Origin of the sequence: Rhizobium sp. Root1220 (assembly GCF_001426265.1) — a bacterium.
Taxonomy (GTDB): domain Bacteria; phylum Pseudomonadota; class Alphaproteobacteria; order Rhizobiales; family Rhizobiaceae; genus Rhizobium.
Genome location: NZ_LMDG01000023.1, coordinates 534,549 through 551,013 on the forward strand (window position 1 = coordinate 534,549; position 16,465 = coordinate 551,013).

Genomic DNA, 16,465 nt, shown 5'->3' on the forward strand with positions numbered 1-16,465 from the left:
TGGCACCCGACCGAATGCTGCTTTCAGTAGAGGATTTTTTCAGGATTGAGGGCCTGCTCAAGCGGCTGGCCCGCCGGTATCTGTTCGTTGGATCCCGCCACAAACACTGGGCTTAGAACGCCGCCGATCATCACGATGAGCACCAGGATCATGATGAGCCTCATTGGATCGATCTTTCTCAAGGTCCTACCCGGAACGTATAACTGCCTTCGTCTGTAAGGCCGTCTTTTGAGAGCGCCCGCCACTTCATAGTGTAGCTGCCCGGCTTGAGCAGTGCGTTGATGGGAACAACAACGTCAGTGCCGTTGCCGCTGAGCTGAGCATTGTCCAAAGGCACTCTGGAGCTGGTTTCGTCAACCAGTTCGAAATGCGACCGCGCCAAATCAACCTCGTATGAAAATGTAAGCGTCAGATCCGCCGCAGCTCGGGCTTCGGGCTCGACCGCCGTCGCTTGCGGGTTCAAGCGCGCGTAACTGGCGGTGGGCGCTGCCATGCAGCTCGCGACAACGAGGCAGGCCAGAAGATTTCTGTAAAACATCGCAATGCTCCAGCTTTGACCGTTAGAGAGCTTGGAGAATAGCGGCGCCGCGCTGTCTCCGAAATTCAACCTGCGTTCTGGAGAACCATACCTTCGTATAGTCAAAGCTGGACCCCAAATGAATTACCACTGCGTGTATTGGCGAAAAAACCTAAGCAGACGACACAAAGGCCTTCCATGAGCACCAACGCATTTCTCGACAAAAAGTTTCCGCACCACCTGGCCAGAGAACCGTCGGCGCGTCCTGCTGTCCCGATAGAAATCCTTCTCGAAACGGACCCGGACACTTCGCTTTGGGAGAGGCTCTACTGGCAATTCCGGCTGCCGCCGTTCGCAGACGAACTCGATAGCATCTGGCATGACGCCGGGCATGTAGACTGTGCCGGTTCGTCCGATGAGGCGGGCGCGCGCCGATGGCCAGACCTTAGTATAGTTCCATAGAAAGCCTGTTGGTGACACATTGTCGTCATCGGCACCGAGATCGCGTTGTCGCCCGTAGTATCAACGAATTTGCAACAACGGTAGCGGTGTTCGGTAATCGAGCGGCCGTAAAGGAATTCGCCATGTCTCTCTATCCAGACGACAAAAATGCGACTCGTAGTGGAACAGGATTCCCGCTTCTGGTCATTGTCTTTGCTGGCCTCGTGATCATTGCTTTTCTGGTGTCCGGTATTGTCTCCGATAGTGCCGACCACAGAGCGCGGGTGTTCCTGCCCGCGGGTGATGTCAAAACAGCTCCGGCGGCTCCCCAGAACGGGTGAACCTGCGGACAAGTCACGCCCAATTGGGGTTCAACTTTCTTGGGAGTGACTTGTGGACGCGATTACCGTCAGTCTGCTTTTGCTGCTCGCCGTCGTGGCAAGCAGCGCCATCGGGCGGATGTCGCCCATGCCCTTGCCACTTCCGCTGGTGCAGATTGCACTCGGTGCGGTCATCGCGTCGATGCTCGATTTTCGCATCGAGCTCAATCCGGATATCTTCTTCCTGCTTTTTCTGCCGCCGCTGCTCTTTCTCGACGGCTGGCGCATTCCGAAGGAAGGTCTTCTGCGCGACAAGGGAACCATCCTGGCCTTGGCGCTTGGTCTGGTGGTGTTTACCGTCCTGGGCGCTGGTTTCTTTATCCATTGGATTATCCCGGCGATGCCGTTGCCGGTGGCGTTCGCGCTTGCGGCGGTGCTCTCGCCGACCGACGCGGTCGGTGTATCCGCCATTGCCGCGCGGGCGCCGATCCGCAACCGCCTAATGCATATCCTCGAAGGCGAGTCGCTCCTCAATGACGCCTCCGGCCTGGTGTGCATGCGCTTTGCCGTGGTCGCAGCGCTCACCGGGACATTCTCGATCGTCGAGGCGTCCGGCACCTTCCTCTGGTTGGCAGTGGGTGGCATTGCGATCGGGGTGGGCGTCACCCTGCTGACGACGACCCTAAAGGACTGGATATCGCGACGGTTTGGCGAGGAGACCGGTTCACAGATTCTGATAAGCCTGCTCATTCCCTTCGGTGCCTATATCCTGGCCGAGCAAGCCCAGGCCTCCGGCATCCTGGCGGCCGTCGCGGCGGGCATCCTAATGAGCTACGAGGAGCAATCGGGGCGGGCGCTGGCCGTTACGCGCGTCCGTCGCGCCGTGTTCTGGGATACCATCCAATTCGCCGGAAACGGCGTGATCTTCGTGTTGCTCGGCGAACAACTCCCCGGAATCATTTCAGGCGCAGCGCAGGTGGTTCGCGAGGCCGGGCGCAGGGAAGAATTCTGGCTTTTTGTCTATGTCGTTGCCATCGCGTTCGCGCTTGCGACGCTGCGGTTTCTCTGGGTCTGGGCTTCGCTCGGGTTGATCCTGTTTCGAGCTGCCCGCAGGCGGCAGAAGGTTCAGTCGCCCGGGTGGCGGTTGATCGCTGCAATGTCTCTTGCCGGAGTGCGAGGAGCGATCACGCTTGCGGGCGTGCTGACACTACCCTTGACCCTGCAGGACGGCTCGGCGTTTCCGGCGCGCGACCTTGCAATTTTCCTGGCGGCTGGCGTGATCGTGGTTTCCCTTGCCGCCGCAAACGTCGGACTGCCGTACTTGATGAAGGGTGTGAAGCTGCCTCCCGAACCGTCAAGCCAGCGGCAGGAGGATCAGGCACGCGTTGCCGCGGCCGAAGCTGCAATGCGTGCGGTCGACCGCAGTCTCCACGACATGAAGCCGGGGCGGGACGATGCCGACGTCTACATGGATGCCGGAGCAAGGATCATGACGCTCTACCGGCAGCGCATCGAGGCACGTTCCAAGACCGGTGAGGACGCCGATCTCGCCCGGAAATCCGATGATATCGAGCGTAGTCTGCGCCTTGTCGCCCTCGGTGCCGAACGGAGCGAGGTTTATCGCATCGCCCGTTCCGGCAGTCTGACGGATGACCTCGTCCGCAAACTGGTCCGGGAAATCGATCTGCTTGAGTCGCGCTTCAGCACGTCCTGAATGTTGTGCGCCCTACGGCTGGCCGGCGCCAAGATCCTGCAGGAGTTTCTTAACGTCAGCGGCGTTCGCGAGTGTGTAGGCAGTCTCCCCGTTCTTGTTCACGAGGGTTGGATCTGCGCCCCTCGCCAACAGAAACCGGATCATCTCGATGCGCGAGTCCATCGCAGCGTAGTGGAGTGCGGTGGCCTGGTTTTCCCCAGACCTGACGTTGATGTCCGCCTTGCCAGCCAGGACTTCCGCGACTTTAACGTCACCGTTTGCCGCGGCAAAAAGCAACGGAGGCTCCTTATAGTTGTCGTCGCGCCCTTCAGGGTCGGCACCCGCCAGAACCAGTGCTCGGGCAGCATCGGCGCTGTTGCTCACGGTCGCCACGATCAGCGGCGTTCTTCCAAGCGAGTCCTTGGCCTCAAGGTTGGCCTTGGCCGTCACAAGCAACGGGATGATCTCGGCTCGATTTGCCTTTGCTGCGTCATGCAGCGGCGTGGAATCGTTCGTCATCGACTGGGCTTCGACGTCGGCACCTGCCTGAAGCAGTATTTGCGTCATTTCCGGCGAACCGCGCAAGACAGCTGCGTGCAACGGTGTGCCGACCGTGAAGTCGACCTCGTTGATATCAAGGCCTGCCTTAATTCCCGTCTGCAAACGAGGCAGGTCGCCTGCAGCGATTGCATCATGAAGTTCGTTGAGCCGGGCCGTTGTCGGTGTAGTCGCGACGACGGTTGCCATGCAGAGAAGACAGCCCAGATGACGGATAGACATGGTGATCCTCCCGCTATGCTTCAGGCTATTCCAGCAGAATGGTCATGGTACTCCTCATCATTCGTTCGGTCCAACGAAGCGCGCCGGATTTGAGGGGTGTGGAATGCCATCGAGCGGTGCTCTGCTGGCCACCTCGGCATTCTCCTTCCTGCACCTTGCCACCCCCCCACAAACTCGCTAAGAGACGCCGCAACTTGGGCCTTGGGCGCCAGGCTTCAGAAGGGTTCCAGAACTCCCAATTCCGGCTCTTCGGCCTTGCCGCTTTCCAAGGCTTCGTCGTGCCGGGTCTGGCTTTCGTCTCTCCCGGCGGTTTGCTGTGGTAGAGGCATATGGCACGCATCGTAATGAAGTTCGGCGGAACGTCCGTCGCTGATCTAGATCGCATCAAGAACGTTGCCCGTCACGTCAAACGCGAAGTTGATGCCGGCCACGAAGTGGCTGTCGTTGTTTCCGCAATGTCGGGCAAGACCAACGAGCTGGTCGGCTGGGTACAGGGGATGCCGAAGGTCGTCGGTGCCAATTCACCCTTTTACGATGCGCGCGAGTATGATGCGGTCGTGGCTTCCGGTGAGCAGGTGACCTCCGGGCTGCTGGCGATTGCTTTGCAGGCGATGGATATCAACGCGCGCTCCTGGCAGGGCTGGCAGATCCCTATCCGCACCGACAACGCCCATGGCGCCGCGCGCATTCTCGAGATCGACGGCGCGGATATCGTCAAGCGCATGGGCGAGGGTCAGGTGGCTGTCATCGCCGGTTTCCAGGGTCTCGGCCCCGACAATCGGATCGCGACGCTTGGGCGCGGCGGCTCCGACACGTCGGCGGTGGCGATCGCCGCGGCCGTCAAGGCGGATCGCTGCGATATCTACACGGATGTCGACGGCGTTTACACGACCGACCCGCGCATCGTGCCGCAGGCGCGCCGCCTGAAGAAGATCGCCTTCGAGGAAATGCTCGAGATGGCCTCGCTCGGCGCCAAGGTCCTGCAGGTCCGCTCTGTCGAGCTTGCCATGGTGTTCAAGGTACGCACCTTCGTGCGTTCATCGTTTGAAGATCCCGATGCTCCGGGCATGGGTGATTTCTTGAATCCGCCCGGAACGCTGATTTGTGACGAGGAAGAAATCGTGGAACAGGAAGTAGTCACCGGCATCGCCTATGCCAAGGATGAGGCTCAGATCTCGCTTCGTCGTCTCGCCGATCGGCCAGGCGTCTCTGCGGCGATCTTCGGACCGCTGGCCGAAAGCCATATCAACGTCGATATGATCGTGCAGAACATCTCGGAGGACGGTTCTAAGACGGACATGACCTTCACCGTTCCTTCGGGTGACGTCGAGAAGGCAATCAAGGTGCTCGGCGAGAACAAGGAAAAGATCGGCTACGATGTCGTCCAGAACGAATCTGGCCTCGTCAAAGTCTCCGTCATCGGAATCGGCATGCGCAGTCACGCAGGCGTTGCGGCGACCGCCTTCAAGGCGTTGGCCGACAAGGGCATCAATATCAAGGCTATTACAACCTCGGAAATCAAGATTTCCATCCTGATTGATGGTCCGTATGCGGAACTCGCTGTCAGGACTTTGCATTCCTGCTACGGTCTGGATAAGAATTGATTCCCAGCAGTATGCCGCGCGTTCAAGTTGAGCAGTGAGCGGCTGCCTGCCGGATTACGTTGCTTTTGTTTTTGGAGCTTGAGACGCAATGAGAGACCTTTCCGGTGGTCCGCGCGTGCTGCTCAAGCGGCTGCGCGAGTTGATGGCGGAGCCGCTGGAGCCACAGGAACGTCTCGACCGGATCGTTCGTCAGATCGCCGGCAACATGGTGGCCGAGGTGTGCTCGGTCTACGTGCTGCGCGCTGACGGGGTGCTTGAGCTCTATGCAACCGAGGGTCTCAACCGTGAAGCTGTGCATCTGGCACAACTGAAGATGGGGCAGGGCCTCGTTGGCACGATCGCTGCCTCGGCGCAGCCGCTCAATCTCTCCGATGCGCAATCGCATCCGGCCTTCCGCTATCTCCCCGAGACCGGTGAAGAGATCTACCATTCATTCCTGGGCGTGCCGATCCTGCGGACCGGCCGCTCGCTCGGCGTGCTTGTCGTACAGAACAAGGCGAGCCGCAACTATCGCGACGAGGAGCTCGAAGCGCTCGAAACGACGGCGATGGTGCTGGCCGAGATGATCGCCACCGGCGAGCTCAAGAAGCTGACCAAGCCTGGCCTCGAACTCGATCTGACGCGTTCCGTCACCATCGACGGCGATACCTATAACGAAGGCATCGGCCTTGGTTATGTTGTACTGCACGAGCCGCGTATTGTCGTCACCAATCTGCTCAATGACGACACCGACAAGGAAATCCGACGTCTCTCGGAGTCGCTGGGTTCGCTGCGGATCTCGATCGACGATCTTCTGTCGCAGCGCGATGTCTCGATGGAGGGCGAGCACCGGGACGTGCTTGAGACCTACCGAATGTTCGCTCACGATCAAGGCTGGGTGCGCAAGCTCGAGGAGGCGATCCGCAACGGCCTGACCGCCGAAGCCGCAGTCGAAAAGGTGCAGAGCGATACCAAGGCGCGGATGATGCGCCTGACTGATCCCTATTTGCGCGAGCGGATGCACGACTTCGAGGATCTGGCGAACCGCCTGCTTCGGCAACTGACCGGCTATTCGGGCCGAACGGCCGGCGACGGCTTTCCCAGTGATGCAATCATTCTGGCGCGCGCTATGGGCGCGGCCGAGCTTCTCGACTATCCGCGTGCCAACGTCCGCGGTCTGGTGCTCGAGGAAGGGGCTGTCACCAGCCATGTGGTCATTGTCGCCCGCGCCATGGGCATTCCGGTCATCGGCCAGGCGGCCGGCATCGTGGCGCTTGCCGAAAACGGCGACGCGGTGATCATCGACGGCGATGGCGGCCATGTGCATCTGAGGCCGATGCCGGAGCATCAGCGCTCCTACGAGGAAAAGGTGCGGTTCCGCGCGCGTCGTCAGGAGCAGTTCCGAGCGCTGCGCGCTGTTGAGCCGCTCACCAAGGATGGCCAGCGCGTGTCGCTGCAGATGAATGCCGGCCTTCTTGTCGACCTGCCGCAACTGGCGGAATCAGGTGCCGAGGGCATCGGTCTGTTTCGCACCGAGCTGCAATTCATGATCGCCTCCACAATGCCCAAGGCCGAAGAGCAGGAGATCTTCTACCGCAATGTGCTGAAGCAGGCGGCGGGGCGCAACGTTACATTCCGCACGCTTGATATCGGCGGCGACAAGGTAGTCCCTTATTTCCGCGGCCACGAAGAAGAAAATCCGGCGCTTGGCTGGCGGGCGATCCGCCTGTCGCTCGATCGGCCCGGTCTTCTGCGCACGCAGCTACGCGCGATGCTGAAGGCAGCCGCAGGTCTCGAACTGAAACTGATGGTGCCGATGGTGACCGAGGTCTCGGAGATCGCGGCGGTGCGCGAGTTGCTGCAGAAGGAAGTGCAACATCTATCGCGCTTCGGCCACGGGCTGCCGCGCAAGCTGCAGTTCGGTGCCATGCTGGAGGTGCCGTCGCTGCTCTGGCAGCTCGACGAGTTGATGGCGGCGGTCGATTTCGTGTCGGTGGGCTCCAACGACCTCTTCCAGTTTTCGATGGCGGTCGATCGTGGCAATGCCCGGGTGTCGGATCGCTTCGATACGCTCGGCAAGCCGTTTCTTCGGATACTGCGCGACATCGTGCGCGCCGGCGAGCGCAATAAAACGCCGGTGACGCTTTGCGGCGAACTTGCCGGCAAGCCGATTTCGGCGATGGCCCTGCTCGGCATCGGGTTCCGTTCGGTCTCGATGTCGCCGGCCTCGATCGGGCCGGTCAAGGCGATGCTGCTTGGGCTCGACGTGGAGGCTTTGGCAATGATCATGAACGAGGCGCTGGACGATACCAAGAGGGCGACCTCGATGCGCGAGCTGCTTGCCCACTTCGCCGACGTTCACAATATTCCTCTTTAGGCACGACAATCAGAATCGGAGTGAAGGGTGGCGAAGCTTCCCGTTGAAAAGATGCGCGAGCTGGAACGCCGTTTCGGCGAAATCGAAGCGCGCATGTCGGCTGGTCCCTCGGCCGATGTCTACGTCAAGCTTGCCTCAGAATATTCCGAGCTGCAGCCGGTGGTGACGAAAATCCGCGCCTACGAGAAGGCGCTGGCGGAACAGGCCGGTCTGCAGTCGCTGCTCGACGACAAGGGCGTCGATCGGGAAATGCGCGATATGGCCGAGCTTGAACTACCGGACGTGAAGGAACGCATAGAGGCGCTGGAGCAGGAAATTCAGATCCTCCTGTTGCCGAAGGACGCGGCCGACGAGAAGAGTGCGATCCTGGAAATCCGCGCCGGCACCGGCGGCTCGGAAGCTGCGCTGTTTGCCGGCGACCTGTTTCGCATGTACGAGCGGTATGCGGCGGCCCGCGGGTGGAAGGTCGAGGTTCTCTCGTCCAGCGAAGGTGAAGCTGGCGGCTTCAAGGAAATCATCGCGACGATCACGGGAAAGGGCGTCTTCGCCAAGCTGAAGTTCGAATCCGGCGTGCATCGCGTCCAGCGCGTGCCCGAGACGGAAGCGGGTGGGCGGATCCACACGTCCGCGGCGACGGTTGCGGTGCTGCCTGAGGCCGAAGAGATCGACATCGAGATCCGGGCTGAAGACATCCGTATCGACACCATGCGCTCTTCGGGCGCCGGTGGACAGCACGTCAATACGACCGACTCTGCCGTGCGCATTACCCACCTGCCGACAGGTATCGTCGTTACCAGTTCCGAGAAGTCGCAGCACCAGAACCGCGCCAAGGCGATGCAGGTTCTGCGCTCGCGGCTCTATGATGCCGAGCGGCAGCGCGCCGACAGCGAGCGTTCTGCCGACCGCAAGAGCCAGGTCGGCTCAGGCGACCGTTCCGAACGTATCCGGACCTACAATTTTCCACAGGGTCGGGTCACAGATCACCGGATCAATCTGACCCTCTACAAGCTCGACCGGATGATGGTTGGCGAGATCGATGAAATCGTCGATGCGCTGATGGCAGACTACCAGGCAAGCCAGCTGGCGCAACTCGGCGAGCAGCGATGAAACAGGGCGAACCGACGGTTTCCGACATTCTGGCGGATGCCCGCCGTCGCTTCGCTGAAGCGGGCATCGTCGACCCCTCGACCGATGCGCGCCTGCTGATCGCGGGCGTTTTGCGGTTTTCGACGACCGAGATGCTGACGCGCGGCGGAGATCTGCTGGGCGAGGAAAGAGCGTCTTTCGTCGAGGCTGCGGTCAAAAGGCGCCTGGCGCACGAACCCGTTCACCGCATTCTTGGCGAACGCGAGTTTTACGGCCTCCCGCTCTCTCTTTCGAGCGAGACTCTGGAACCAAGGCCAGATACCGAAATCCTCGTCGATACGATGATTCCCTATCTGCGTGACCTTGCAAAGGCGGAAGGGCATATCCATATTCTTGACCTTGGAACCGGAACCGGGGCGATATGCCTCGCGCTGTTGAGCGAATGTCCGGAAGCGTCCGGCGTTGGCAGCGATATATCGGCCGATGCGTTGAGGACGGCGAAATCAAACGCAGAGAGAAACGGGTTGCAAGATCGGTTCACGACCATCCAGTCAAACTGGTTCGAGCGCATAGGCGGTTCGTTTCACGCGATCGTTTCAAATCCGCCCTACATAGCTTCCGGGGTCGTTCACGATCTCGCTCCCGAGGTGACGAAATTTGATCCCGCTGCAGCACTGGATGGCGGCAGTGACGGGCTTGACGCCTACCGAGCGATCGCCAAGGATGCAGCAGGGTTCATACGACCAAGTGGCGTTGTTGGCGTTGAGATAGGTTACGATCAACGCAGCGACGTGGCCGGTGTGTTTGAGGCCCATGGCTTCAAGTTATTGGAATCCGTAAAGGATTATGGACAGAACGACCGGGTGCTGGTGTTCGCGATCACCTGATCGCCGGTAAATTGCAGGATGGAACGGGACGCAATTGTCATCGCGAAGAAAAGGCTTGGATTTCCACGGGAAGCGATATAGGTTGCCCCTATGCATTGGAGAGTCAGGAAAGAACGAGGATTCGTTCGGCACTTGCTCGATCTCGGGGGTCCGCTCTTTTAAACGAGTGTTTCAAAGGTTGAACACGACCCAATGCGTGAATCAGTCAAACTGACTTGAGAACAAGCGGCAGGTTGGCGCGAAAGCGCAGTATGCTTGCGGCACGAAGTCCCTGAGCCGGTCGACCCGGCCACGGAGGTTCGTGCCAATAATCCACACAAACAGAGAATTCAGGTGAACGATCGATGAGGCCAGGACAGCAGAACAAGCGCGGTCGCGGGCGTGGCAGTAACAACAACGGCGGCGGCGGCGGAAACAACAACAATAATAACAACTTCAACCGCAAGGGTGGCAATCCGCTGACGCGGACCTACGATAGCTCCGGCCCCGACGTCAAGATCCGAGGCACTGCTCAGCACATCGCAGAAAAGTATGCGCAACTCGGCCGCGACGCGCAGAGCTCCGGCGATCGTGTCATCGCTGAGAACTATCTGCAGCATGCGGAACACTACTATCGCATCATTGCTGCGGCTCAGGCGCAGATGCAGGAGCGTTTCCAGCGCGACGATCGCAACGAATTCGGCGACGGGTCCGACCGCGAAGGCGACGATAGCGATGGCGACGACAATGATGACGTCGTTGTCGTTCAGCCACCGCGCCAGCAGCAGGACCACCAGCAGCACCAGCGCCGCTCGGATGAACAACATCAGCGCCGCAGCAATGAGCGCAATGAGGAACAACCTGCGCCCGCACGCCAGCAGCGCCGTCAGGAAGAGCGCCCGGCACCGGTCGCAGTCGTTGCGCCTGAGCCGGAGGTGATCGACGGCAGCGGTCCGCAGCCAGAAATCGACGGCATCCCTGCCGAAGTGTCGATGGACGAGGAAAGTGCCGGCGGACAGCCGCGTGAACGCCAGCCACGTCGTCGCAGCACCGCAAGCCGCCCGCGTCGCCCACGTCGCGGCGCGGAAGGTGACGAGGCGCAGGCCGCCGGCGAAAGCGCCGGGTCTGGCGAAGCGCCGATTCTCGCGGACGCTGCTTCGGAATAAGGGATCCATATCTCCATATGCGGAGAATTGGCTTGAGATTGACGAGGGGTCGCTCCACTGGAGCGGCCTCTTCGCTTTTGCGGATTTCCCCACCGGCGTCGATTCATGACTCTGCTGGCCAGCTCGCTGCCACTGCTGGTCAATGTCGGCCCGAGAGCGAGAAGCGCGTTGTGCTTTCGCGCGCAAGATCGTCACGCAGGGCCCATGGTAGCAGCTTCCGGTCATCGAGGTCGCCGCACATGCGGTGGAGCACTGACGCCCGGTAGTGCAGCGCCGTCTCCCCGACTTGCCGTCTGGATCGGCGGCATCTTGATCGGCGGCACGCATGTGAATGCACTGCCCTTGAACAATCAGGTTGTGTACTTCAACTGGCGGGGGTTGATCGGAGGAGAGCGACGGTCCCCGCGGTGCCTTTCGGTTCGTTTGAATGCCCGCGTTTTTCCTCTCCGACCTCTTTAAACTCCCGGGATTCTCCACCATATCCCTCACGAAAGTTCCTGTGCCGTAAATACCAGCAACGGCAGGGAAATGGCTCGCCTCTTGAGGGAGCTCAATCTCAGTCATCGGCCTGTGCCTTGTGAGGGCAGGGCGGTCTATGGAGGTATACTATGAATATCGAAAAATACTCGGAGCGGGTGCGCGGTTTCATCCAGTCGGCGCAGACCTATGCGCTGGCGCAGGGGCACCAGCAGTTCACGCCGGAACATGTTCTCAAAGTCCTGCTCGACGACGATCAGGGCATGGCCGCATCACTGATCGAGCGTGCCGGCGGTGACCCTAAGGCTGCCCGCCTTGCCAATGACGCCGCACTTGCCAAACTGCCGAAGATCTCAGGTGGCAACGGCCAGATCTATCTTGCCGCACCGCTTGCCAAGGTTCTCTCGACCGCCGAAGAGGCTTCGAAGAAGGCCGGCGACAGTTTCGTCACCGTCGAACGGCTGTTGCAGGCGCTGGCGATGGAATCGTCGACCTCGACCACGCTGAAGAACGCTGGTGTGACGGCACTTGCGCTCAACCAGATTATCAACGAGATCCGCAAAGGCCGCACGGCCGACAGCGCCAATGCCGAACAGGGCTTCGACGCGCTGAAGAAGTTTGCCCGTGACCTGACGGCGGAAGCCCGCGATGGCCGGCTCGATCCAGTGATCGGCCGGGATGACGAAATTCGTCGCACCATCCAGGTCCTGTCGCGTCGGACCAAGAACAATCCCGTGCTGATCGGTGAACCCGGCGTTGGCAAGACGGCGATCGCCGAAGGCCTGGCTCTGCGCATTGTCAATGGCGACGTGCCGGAATCGTTGAAAGACAAGAAGCTGATGGCGCTCGACATGGGCGCGCTCATTGCCGGTGCGAAGTATCGCGGCGAATTCGAAGAGCGGCTGAAGAGCGTGCTCAACGAGGTGCAGGCCGAAAACGGCGAGATCATCCTATTTATCGACGAGATGCACACGCTTGTCGGTGCCGGCAAGGGCGATGGCGCAATGGACGCCTCCAACCTGTTGAAGCCGGCGCTGGCCCGCGGTGAGTTGCATTGTGTCGGTGCCACCACGCTCGACGAATATCGCAAGCATGTCGAGAAGGACCCGGCGCTCGCCCGTCGTTTCCAGCCGATCGTCGTCGAAGAGCCGACGGTCGAGGATACGATCTCGATTCTGCGCGGCCTGAAGGAAAAATACGAGCAGCACCACAAGGTCCGGATCTCGGATTCGGCCCTGGTGGCGGCTGCGACCCTGTCGAACCGCTATATCACCGACCGCTTTCTGCCGGATAAAGCCATCGACCTGATGGACGAGGCGGCGGCGCGCCTGCGCATGCAGGTGGACAGCAAGCCGGAAGAACTCGACGAACTCGATCGCCGCATCATGCAGCTGAAGATCGAGCGCGAAGCGCTGAAGAAGGAAACCGACGTTGCCTCGGCCGACCGGCTGGTGCGGCTTGAGACCGAACTCACCGATCTCGAAGAGAGTGCCGATGCGCTGACCGCCCGCTGGCAGTCGGAGAAGCAGAAGCTCGGCCTTGCCGCCGATCTGAAGAAACAGCTCGACGATGCCCGCAACGATCTGGCGATTGCCCAGCGCAAGGGAGAATTCCAGCGCGCCGGGGAGTTGACCTATGGCGTCATTCCGGAGCTGGAAAAGCAGCTGGCGGAATCCGAACAGCAGGACAATGACCGCAGCGCCATGGTGCAGGAGGTGGTGACGCCTGACAATATCGCCCATATCGTCTCGCGCTGGACCGGCATTCCTGTTGAAAAGATGCTGGAAGGCGATCGCGAAAAGCTGCTTCGGATGGAAGACGAGCTGGCGAAGTCGGTGATCGGCCAGGGTGATGCCGTTCAGGCCGTGTCGCGGGCGGTGCGCCGCGCGCGCGCCGGCCTGCAGGATCCGAACCGGCCGCTCGGCTCGTTCATCTTCCTGGGGCCGACCGGCGTCGGCAAGACGGAACTGACCAAGGCGCTCGCCCGCTTTCTGTTCGACGACGAGACGGCGATGGTGCGGATGGATATGTCGGAATACATGGAGAAGCACTCCGTGGCCCGGCTGATCGGCGCTCCTCCCGGCTATGTCGGTTATGAGGAGGGCGGTTCGCTGACGGAAGCGGTGCGCCGTCGGCCCTATCAGGTCGTGCTGTTCGACGAGATCGAAAAGGCGCATCCCGATGTGTTCAACGTGCTCTTACAGGTGCTCGATGATGGACGCCTGACCGATGGCCAGGGCCGGACAGTCGATTTCCGCAACACGATGATCATCATGACGTCGAACCTCGGCGCGACGATGCTGACGGAGCTTCCCGACGGTCATGACACGGATGAGATCCGCGAGCAGGTTCTGGAGGTTGTGCGCGGTCACTTCCGGCCGGAGTTCCTGAACCGTATCGATGAGATCATCCTATTCCACCGCCTGAAGCGGGACGAAATGGGCGCGATCGTCGAGATCCAGCTGAAGCGTCTGGTCAAGCTACTCGCTGAACGCAAGATCACCATCGAGCTCGACGACGAGGCCACCCATTGGTTGGCCAACAAGGGCTACGACCCTGTTTACGGCGCTCGGCCGCTGAAGCGGGTGATCCAGAAGTTTGTGCAGGATCCGCTGGCCGAGCAGATCCTTGGCGGGCAGGTGCCGGATGGCTCGACGGTGAAGGTCACCAGCGGGACCGACCGGCTGCTGTTTCGCACGCGCAATGCGACGGTGAACGAAGCCGCCTAAAGGCGGGAATATCGGCAAAGATATGGCGGCTCCGGCCGCCATTTTGTCTGCAGGCTACTTGCTTGCGACCTGCGGCGGAGGCTCGTTGCCGAGCAGCGTATCGATCCGCTGGCGTTCGTCTTCGAACTTGGCGAGTGGCTCGCCCTTCAATGATTTTCCGCCCGGCAGACGCACGCGCAACGGGTCCACCTTGGTGCCGTTGACGATCATCTCGTAGTGCAGATGCGGCCCCGTCGACTCCCCGGTGGTGCCGACCCAGCCGATGACCTGCCCCTGGCGCACTTTGGAGCCCGGTACGACACCCTTGGCAATGGCGCTCTGGTGATTGTAGGAGGATTCGTAGCCGTTGGTGTGCCGAACAATCGTCTGGTTGCCGTAGCCGCCGGAATCCCATCCGGCCTTTTCGACCGTTCCGTTGCCGACGGCAATGATCGCCGTTCCACGCGGAGCGGCCCAGTCGACGCCGGTGTGCATGCGGGCAAAACCAAGGATCGGGTGCCGGCGCATGCCGAAGCCCGACTTGAAAATGCCGTTCGGGACCGGGTTGCGCAGGAGAAACTGGCGTATGCTCTTGCCGTCCTGGTCGAAATAATCGACCGAGCCGTCTTCGGGATCCTGGAAGCGATAAAAGCGTGTCTGCGTGTCGCCGAAACGGGCATTGACGTAAAGCAATTCGGAATCGTCCGTCGCCTGCCCGCTGGAATCGGCCACGGAGAAAAATGCTTCGAGCGTGTCCGTCGGGCGCAGTTCGGCCTGGAAGTCGACACTGCTTGCCAACAGCTTTATGATCAGCGCCGTCATATCCTTGGTCATGCCATAGGAGAGGGCGGCTCTGTAGATGCCGTCATAGACGCGCGGCAGGTTCTGGTTGGACGGCGCTGTCAGTGCGCTGTCGTCGAAGGCGGTCGCCACTGCGTCGAGTTCCGGCGGCTCTCGACCGGCAACGAAACGATCATGGTCATCCAATGCGACGGTCACGAGATGCCGTGTGCCGCGGTAGACACTGGCGCGGATGATCTTTGCCTGTTCGCCCTTCTGGAGGATGCCGATCCGCAGCACGTCGCCCTTCGACAGATCATCGGAACCGAGCAGCGGCGAGAGATAAGCGGAAAGGCCCTTGGCCTGCAACTCCGGATAGCCCGAAGCCATCATCGACTTGACGATGGCCGTATTCTGGCGGACAGGGATGATGTCGTCGGCAAATTCTTCGGTCTGCGGCGTGATCGATTCCGGCGCCGAGACCGTCATGTTCTGCTCGAGCACGCGGGCTGTGAGGCCGGCGGCGAGATCAACGTCATTCTCATCGTTGGAGAAGCGGCGGGGATCGACGTAGTAAAGGGCAGCAACCTGCGCTGCACCGTCCGTCAGCACTGAGCCGTTGGAACGAACATTCTCCTCGATCTCATCCAATGACATGCCGGCCGCCACTGCGACGCTCGACTTGCCGGTCGGATAAGCGACCGTCTTCAGGCTGACCTCGGATTCAACGTCGGAGCCATAGATCTGGCCGGTGCGGACACTGGGGGAGGCTTCAGGCTCATCGGCAGAAAAGATCGTCAGCGGATTGAAGCTCGGATAGTCCTCGGTGGCGACGTGGTTGGCCGCAAGCGTCATCTTAACGCGTGCGAAAGGCTGCCGGCGGACAACCTCCTTGTCGCCTTCGTGAACGACGGTCGAGACGTCCATGATCTTGCGGTCGGATGGCTTGGCTGCGATCGCGGGGGCGATCAGGCGTCCGCCGCGCGTCACGTCAATGTCGCCGTGCGCGTCCGCATTGATATTGGCGTAGGCTTCGGCCGGGATCGCCAGTTGCTGGCGACCATCGAGTGCCGCAAACAGCGCAACGCCCATCAATACGCTGGAGGTAATGCCCGTGAGGAACGTACCCGAAAGCCAACGCAGCGAAACTTCGCGGCGGTCGGGTGCGCGCCTTCCATCTGCGAGAAGCGGCGGCTCGTTGCCAAACGAGCGGATCATCATCTTCTCGGTCATCATGGCAGTGCGATCCGCGTCCTTTTTGGTAGGCTTCATAGGTGCCGGTGGCGGGCAAAAAGTGCATAGTTCGGCAATGGAAGTCAAATGAGCGGGTTGACCGCCCGAAAATTCCTTGCCTCTTGAGACCACCGGATTGTGAAGATGTGAGGGCAAAGGGCCTCGTCATGCGGTTTTGGTGCCCTATTTATCTAAAAGACCGTCGTGCAAACCGCCGATCCTTGGCCGGAAAACGACCCTTCTGAAAATACGGTTTGGAATTCAACGAGATGCAAGAAATCTCGCTTTTTTCGAAATCGGTTGTTGACTTCAAAACAGGTCAGGATCTATAAGCCCACTCACTGAACGAGGGCGGCGGCGCTGCTGGCGACGATGTCCTTCGCTTCTGAGTTTCCGGATTGGCTGCGATGCTGATGAGGGTTTGAGGCTTTAGGGCTT

Annotated in this window: 12 protein-coding genes; 8 read left to right on the top strand and 4 right to left on the bottom strand. The window is 60.6% G+C overall.

The window, feature by feature from the left end:
- Positions 1 to 23: 23 nt before the first annotated feature.
- Both ASC90_RS30285 and ASC90_RS16935 read right to left on the bottom strand, forming a co-directional pair.
- Positions 24 to 152 carry a hypothetical protein gene (locus ASC90_RS30285; protein ID WP_280138328.1) on the bottom strand — a complete coding sequence of 43 codons (129 nt, stop codon included), beginning with the start codon at positions 150 to 152 and terminating at the stop codon, positions 24 to 26.
- Positions 153 to 178: 26 nt separating this feature from the next.
- Complete coding sequence (locus tag ASC90_RS16935) at positions 179 to 538, bottom strand: copper resistance protein CopC (protein ID WP_056542582.1); 360 nt, start codon at positions 536 to 538, stop codon at positions 179 to 181.
- A 563-nt stretch (positions 539 to 1,101) separates the two neighbouring features.
- On the opposite strand from ASC90_RS16935, the gene ASC90_RS16945 reads away from it, so the two are divergent.
- Together ASC90_RS16945 and ASC90_RS16950 are read left to right on the top strand one after the other, a co-directional pair.
- Positions 1,102 to 1,299 (top strand): hypothetical protein, encoded by a 198-nt coding sequence (locus ASC90_RS16945; protein ID WP_056542587.1) that lies wholly within the window; start codon positions 1,102 to 1,104, stop codon positions 1,297 to 1,299.
- Positions 1,300 to 1,351: 52 nt separating this feature from the next.
- A complete protein-coding gene (locus tag ASC90_RS16950) occupies positions 1,352 to 2,992 on the top strand; it encodes a Na+/H+ antiporter (protein ID WP_056542589.1) in 1,641 nt (546 codons plus the stop codon).
- A 12-nt stretch (positions 2,993 to 3,004) separates the two neighbouring features.
- Here ASC90_RS16950 and ASC90_RS16955 read toward each other — a convergent pair whose 3' ends face one another.
- Positions 3,005 to 3,751: an ankyrin repeat domain-containing protein gene (locus tag ASC90_RS16955; RefSeq protein WP_056542591.1), complete on the bottom strand. Its 747-nt coding sequence runs from the start codon at positions 3,749 to 3,751 to the stop codon at positions 3,005 to 3,007.
- Between the two features lie 329 nt (positions 3,752 to 4,080).
- On the opposite strand from ASC90_RS16955, the gene ASC90_RS16960 reads away from it, so the two are divergent.
- The 6 genes from ASC90_RS16960 (at position 4,081) to clpB (ending at position 14,035) form a co-directional block, all read left to right on the top strand.
- Positions 4,081 to 5,355: an aspartate kinase gene (locus ASC90_RS16960; protein WP_056542592.1), complete on the top strand. Its 1,275-nt coding sequence runs from the start codon at positions 4,081 to 4,083 to the stop codon at positions 5,353 to 5,355.
- An 88-nt stretch (positions 5,356 to 5,443) separates the two neighbouring features.
- On the top strand, positions 5,444 to 7,711 hold the full coding sequence (ptsP, locus tag ASC90_RS16965; protein WP_056542594.1) for a phosphoenolpyruvate--protein phosphotransferase: 2,268 nt from the start codon (positions 5,444 to 5,446) through the stop codon (positions 7,709 to 7,711).
- Between the two features lie 27 nt (positions 7,712 to 7,738).
- Positions 7,739 to 8,818, top strand: a complete 1,080-nt coding sequence (prfA, locus tag ASC90_RS16970) for a peptide chain release factor 1 (RefSeq protein ID WP_056542595.1) — start codon at positions 7,739 to 7,741, stop codon at positions 8,816 to 8,818.
- Complete coding sequence (gene prmC, locus ASC90_RS16975) at positions 8,815 to 9,684, top strand: peptide chain release factor N(5)-glutamine methyltransferase (protein WP_056542596.1); 870 nt, start codon at positions 8,815 to 8,817, stop codon at positions 9,682 to 9,684. The genes prfA and prmC overlap by 4 nt, the downstream gene beginning before the upstream one ends.
- Positions 9,685 to 10,028: 344 nt before the next feature.
- Positions 10,029 to 10,829: a DUF4167 domain-containing protein gene (locus ASC90_RS16980; protein WP_056542597.1), complete on the top strand. Its 801-nt coding sequence runs from the start codon at positions 10,029 to 10,031 to the stop codon at positions 10,827 to 10,829.
- 608 nt (positions 10,830 to 11,437) lie between these two features.
- Positions 11,438 to 14,035: an ATP-dependent chaperone ClpB gene (gene clpB / locus ASC90_RS16985; RefSeq protein WP_056542599.1), complete on the top strand. Its 2,598-nt coding sequence runs from the start codon at positions 11,438 to 11,440 to the stop codon at positions 14,033 to 14,035.
- A gap of 54 nt (positions 14,036 to 14,089) precedes the next feature.
- On the opposite strand, the gene ASC90_RS16990 is transcribed toward clpB, so the two are convergent.
- On the bottom strand, positions 14,090 to 16,030 hold the full coding sequence (locus ASC90_RS16990; RefSeq protein ID WP_056542701.1) for a M23 family metallopeptidase: 1,941 nt from the start codon (positions 16,028 to 16,030) through the stop codon (positions 14,090 to 14,092).
- Between the last annotated feature and the right edge of the window lie 435 nt (positions 16,031 to 16,465).

Excerpts from the sequence above, each read along its gene's own strand:
- ASC90_RS30285 (WP_280138328.1), bottom strand. The coding sequence starts at position 152 with ATGATCCTGGTGCTCATCGTGATGATCGGCGGCGTTCTAAGCCCAGTG.
- ASC90_RS16935 (WP_056542582.1), bottom strand. The coding sequence starts at position 538 with ATGTTTTACAGAAATCTTCTGGCCTGCCTCGTTGTCGCGAGCTGCATG.
- ASC90_RS16945 (WP_056542587.1), top strand. The coding sequence starts at position 1,102 with ATGTCTCTCTATCCAGACGACAAAAATGCGACTCGTAGTGGAACAGGA.
- ASC90_RS16955 (WP_056542591.1), bottom strand. The coding sequence starts at position 3,751 with ATGTCTATCCGTCATCTGGGCTGTCTTCTCTGCATGGCAACCGTCGTC.
- ASC90_RS16960 (WP_056542592.1), top strand. The coding sequence starts at position 4,081 with ATGGCACGCATCGTAATGAAGTTCGGCGGAACGTCCGTCGCTGATCTA.
- ptsP (WP_056542594.1), top strand. The coding sequence starts at position 5,444 with ATGAGAGACCTTTCCGGTGGTCCGCGCGTGCTGCTCAAGCGGCTGCGC.
- prmC (WP_056542596.1), top strand. The coding sequence starts at position 8,815 with ATGAAACAGGGCGAACCGACGGTTTCCGACATTCTGGCGGATGCCCGC.
- ASC90_RS16980 (WP_056542597.1), top strand. The coding sequence starts at position 10,029 with ATGAGGCCAGGACAGCAGAACAAGCGCGGTCGCGGGCGTGGCAGTAAC.
- clpB (WP_056542599.1), top strand. The coding sequence starts at position 11,438 with ATGAATATCGAAAAATACTCGGAGCGGGTGCGCGGTTTCATCCAGTCG.
- ASC90_RS16990 (WP_056542701.1), bottom strand. The coding sequence starts at position 16,030 with ATGATGACCGAGAAGATGATGATCCGCTCGTTTGGCAACGAGCCGCCG.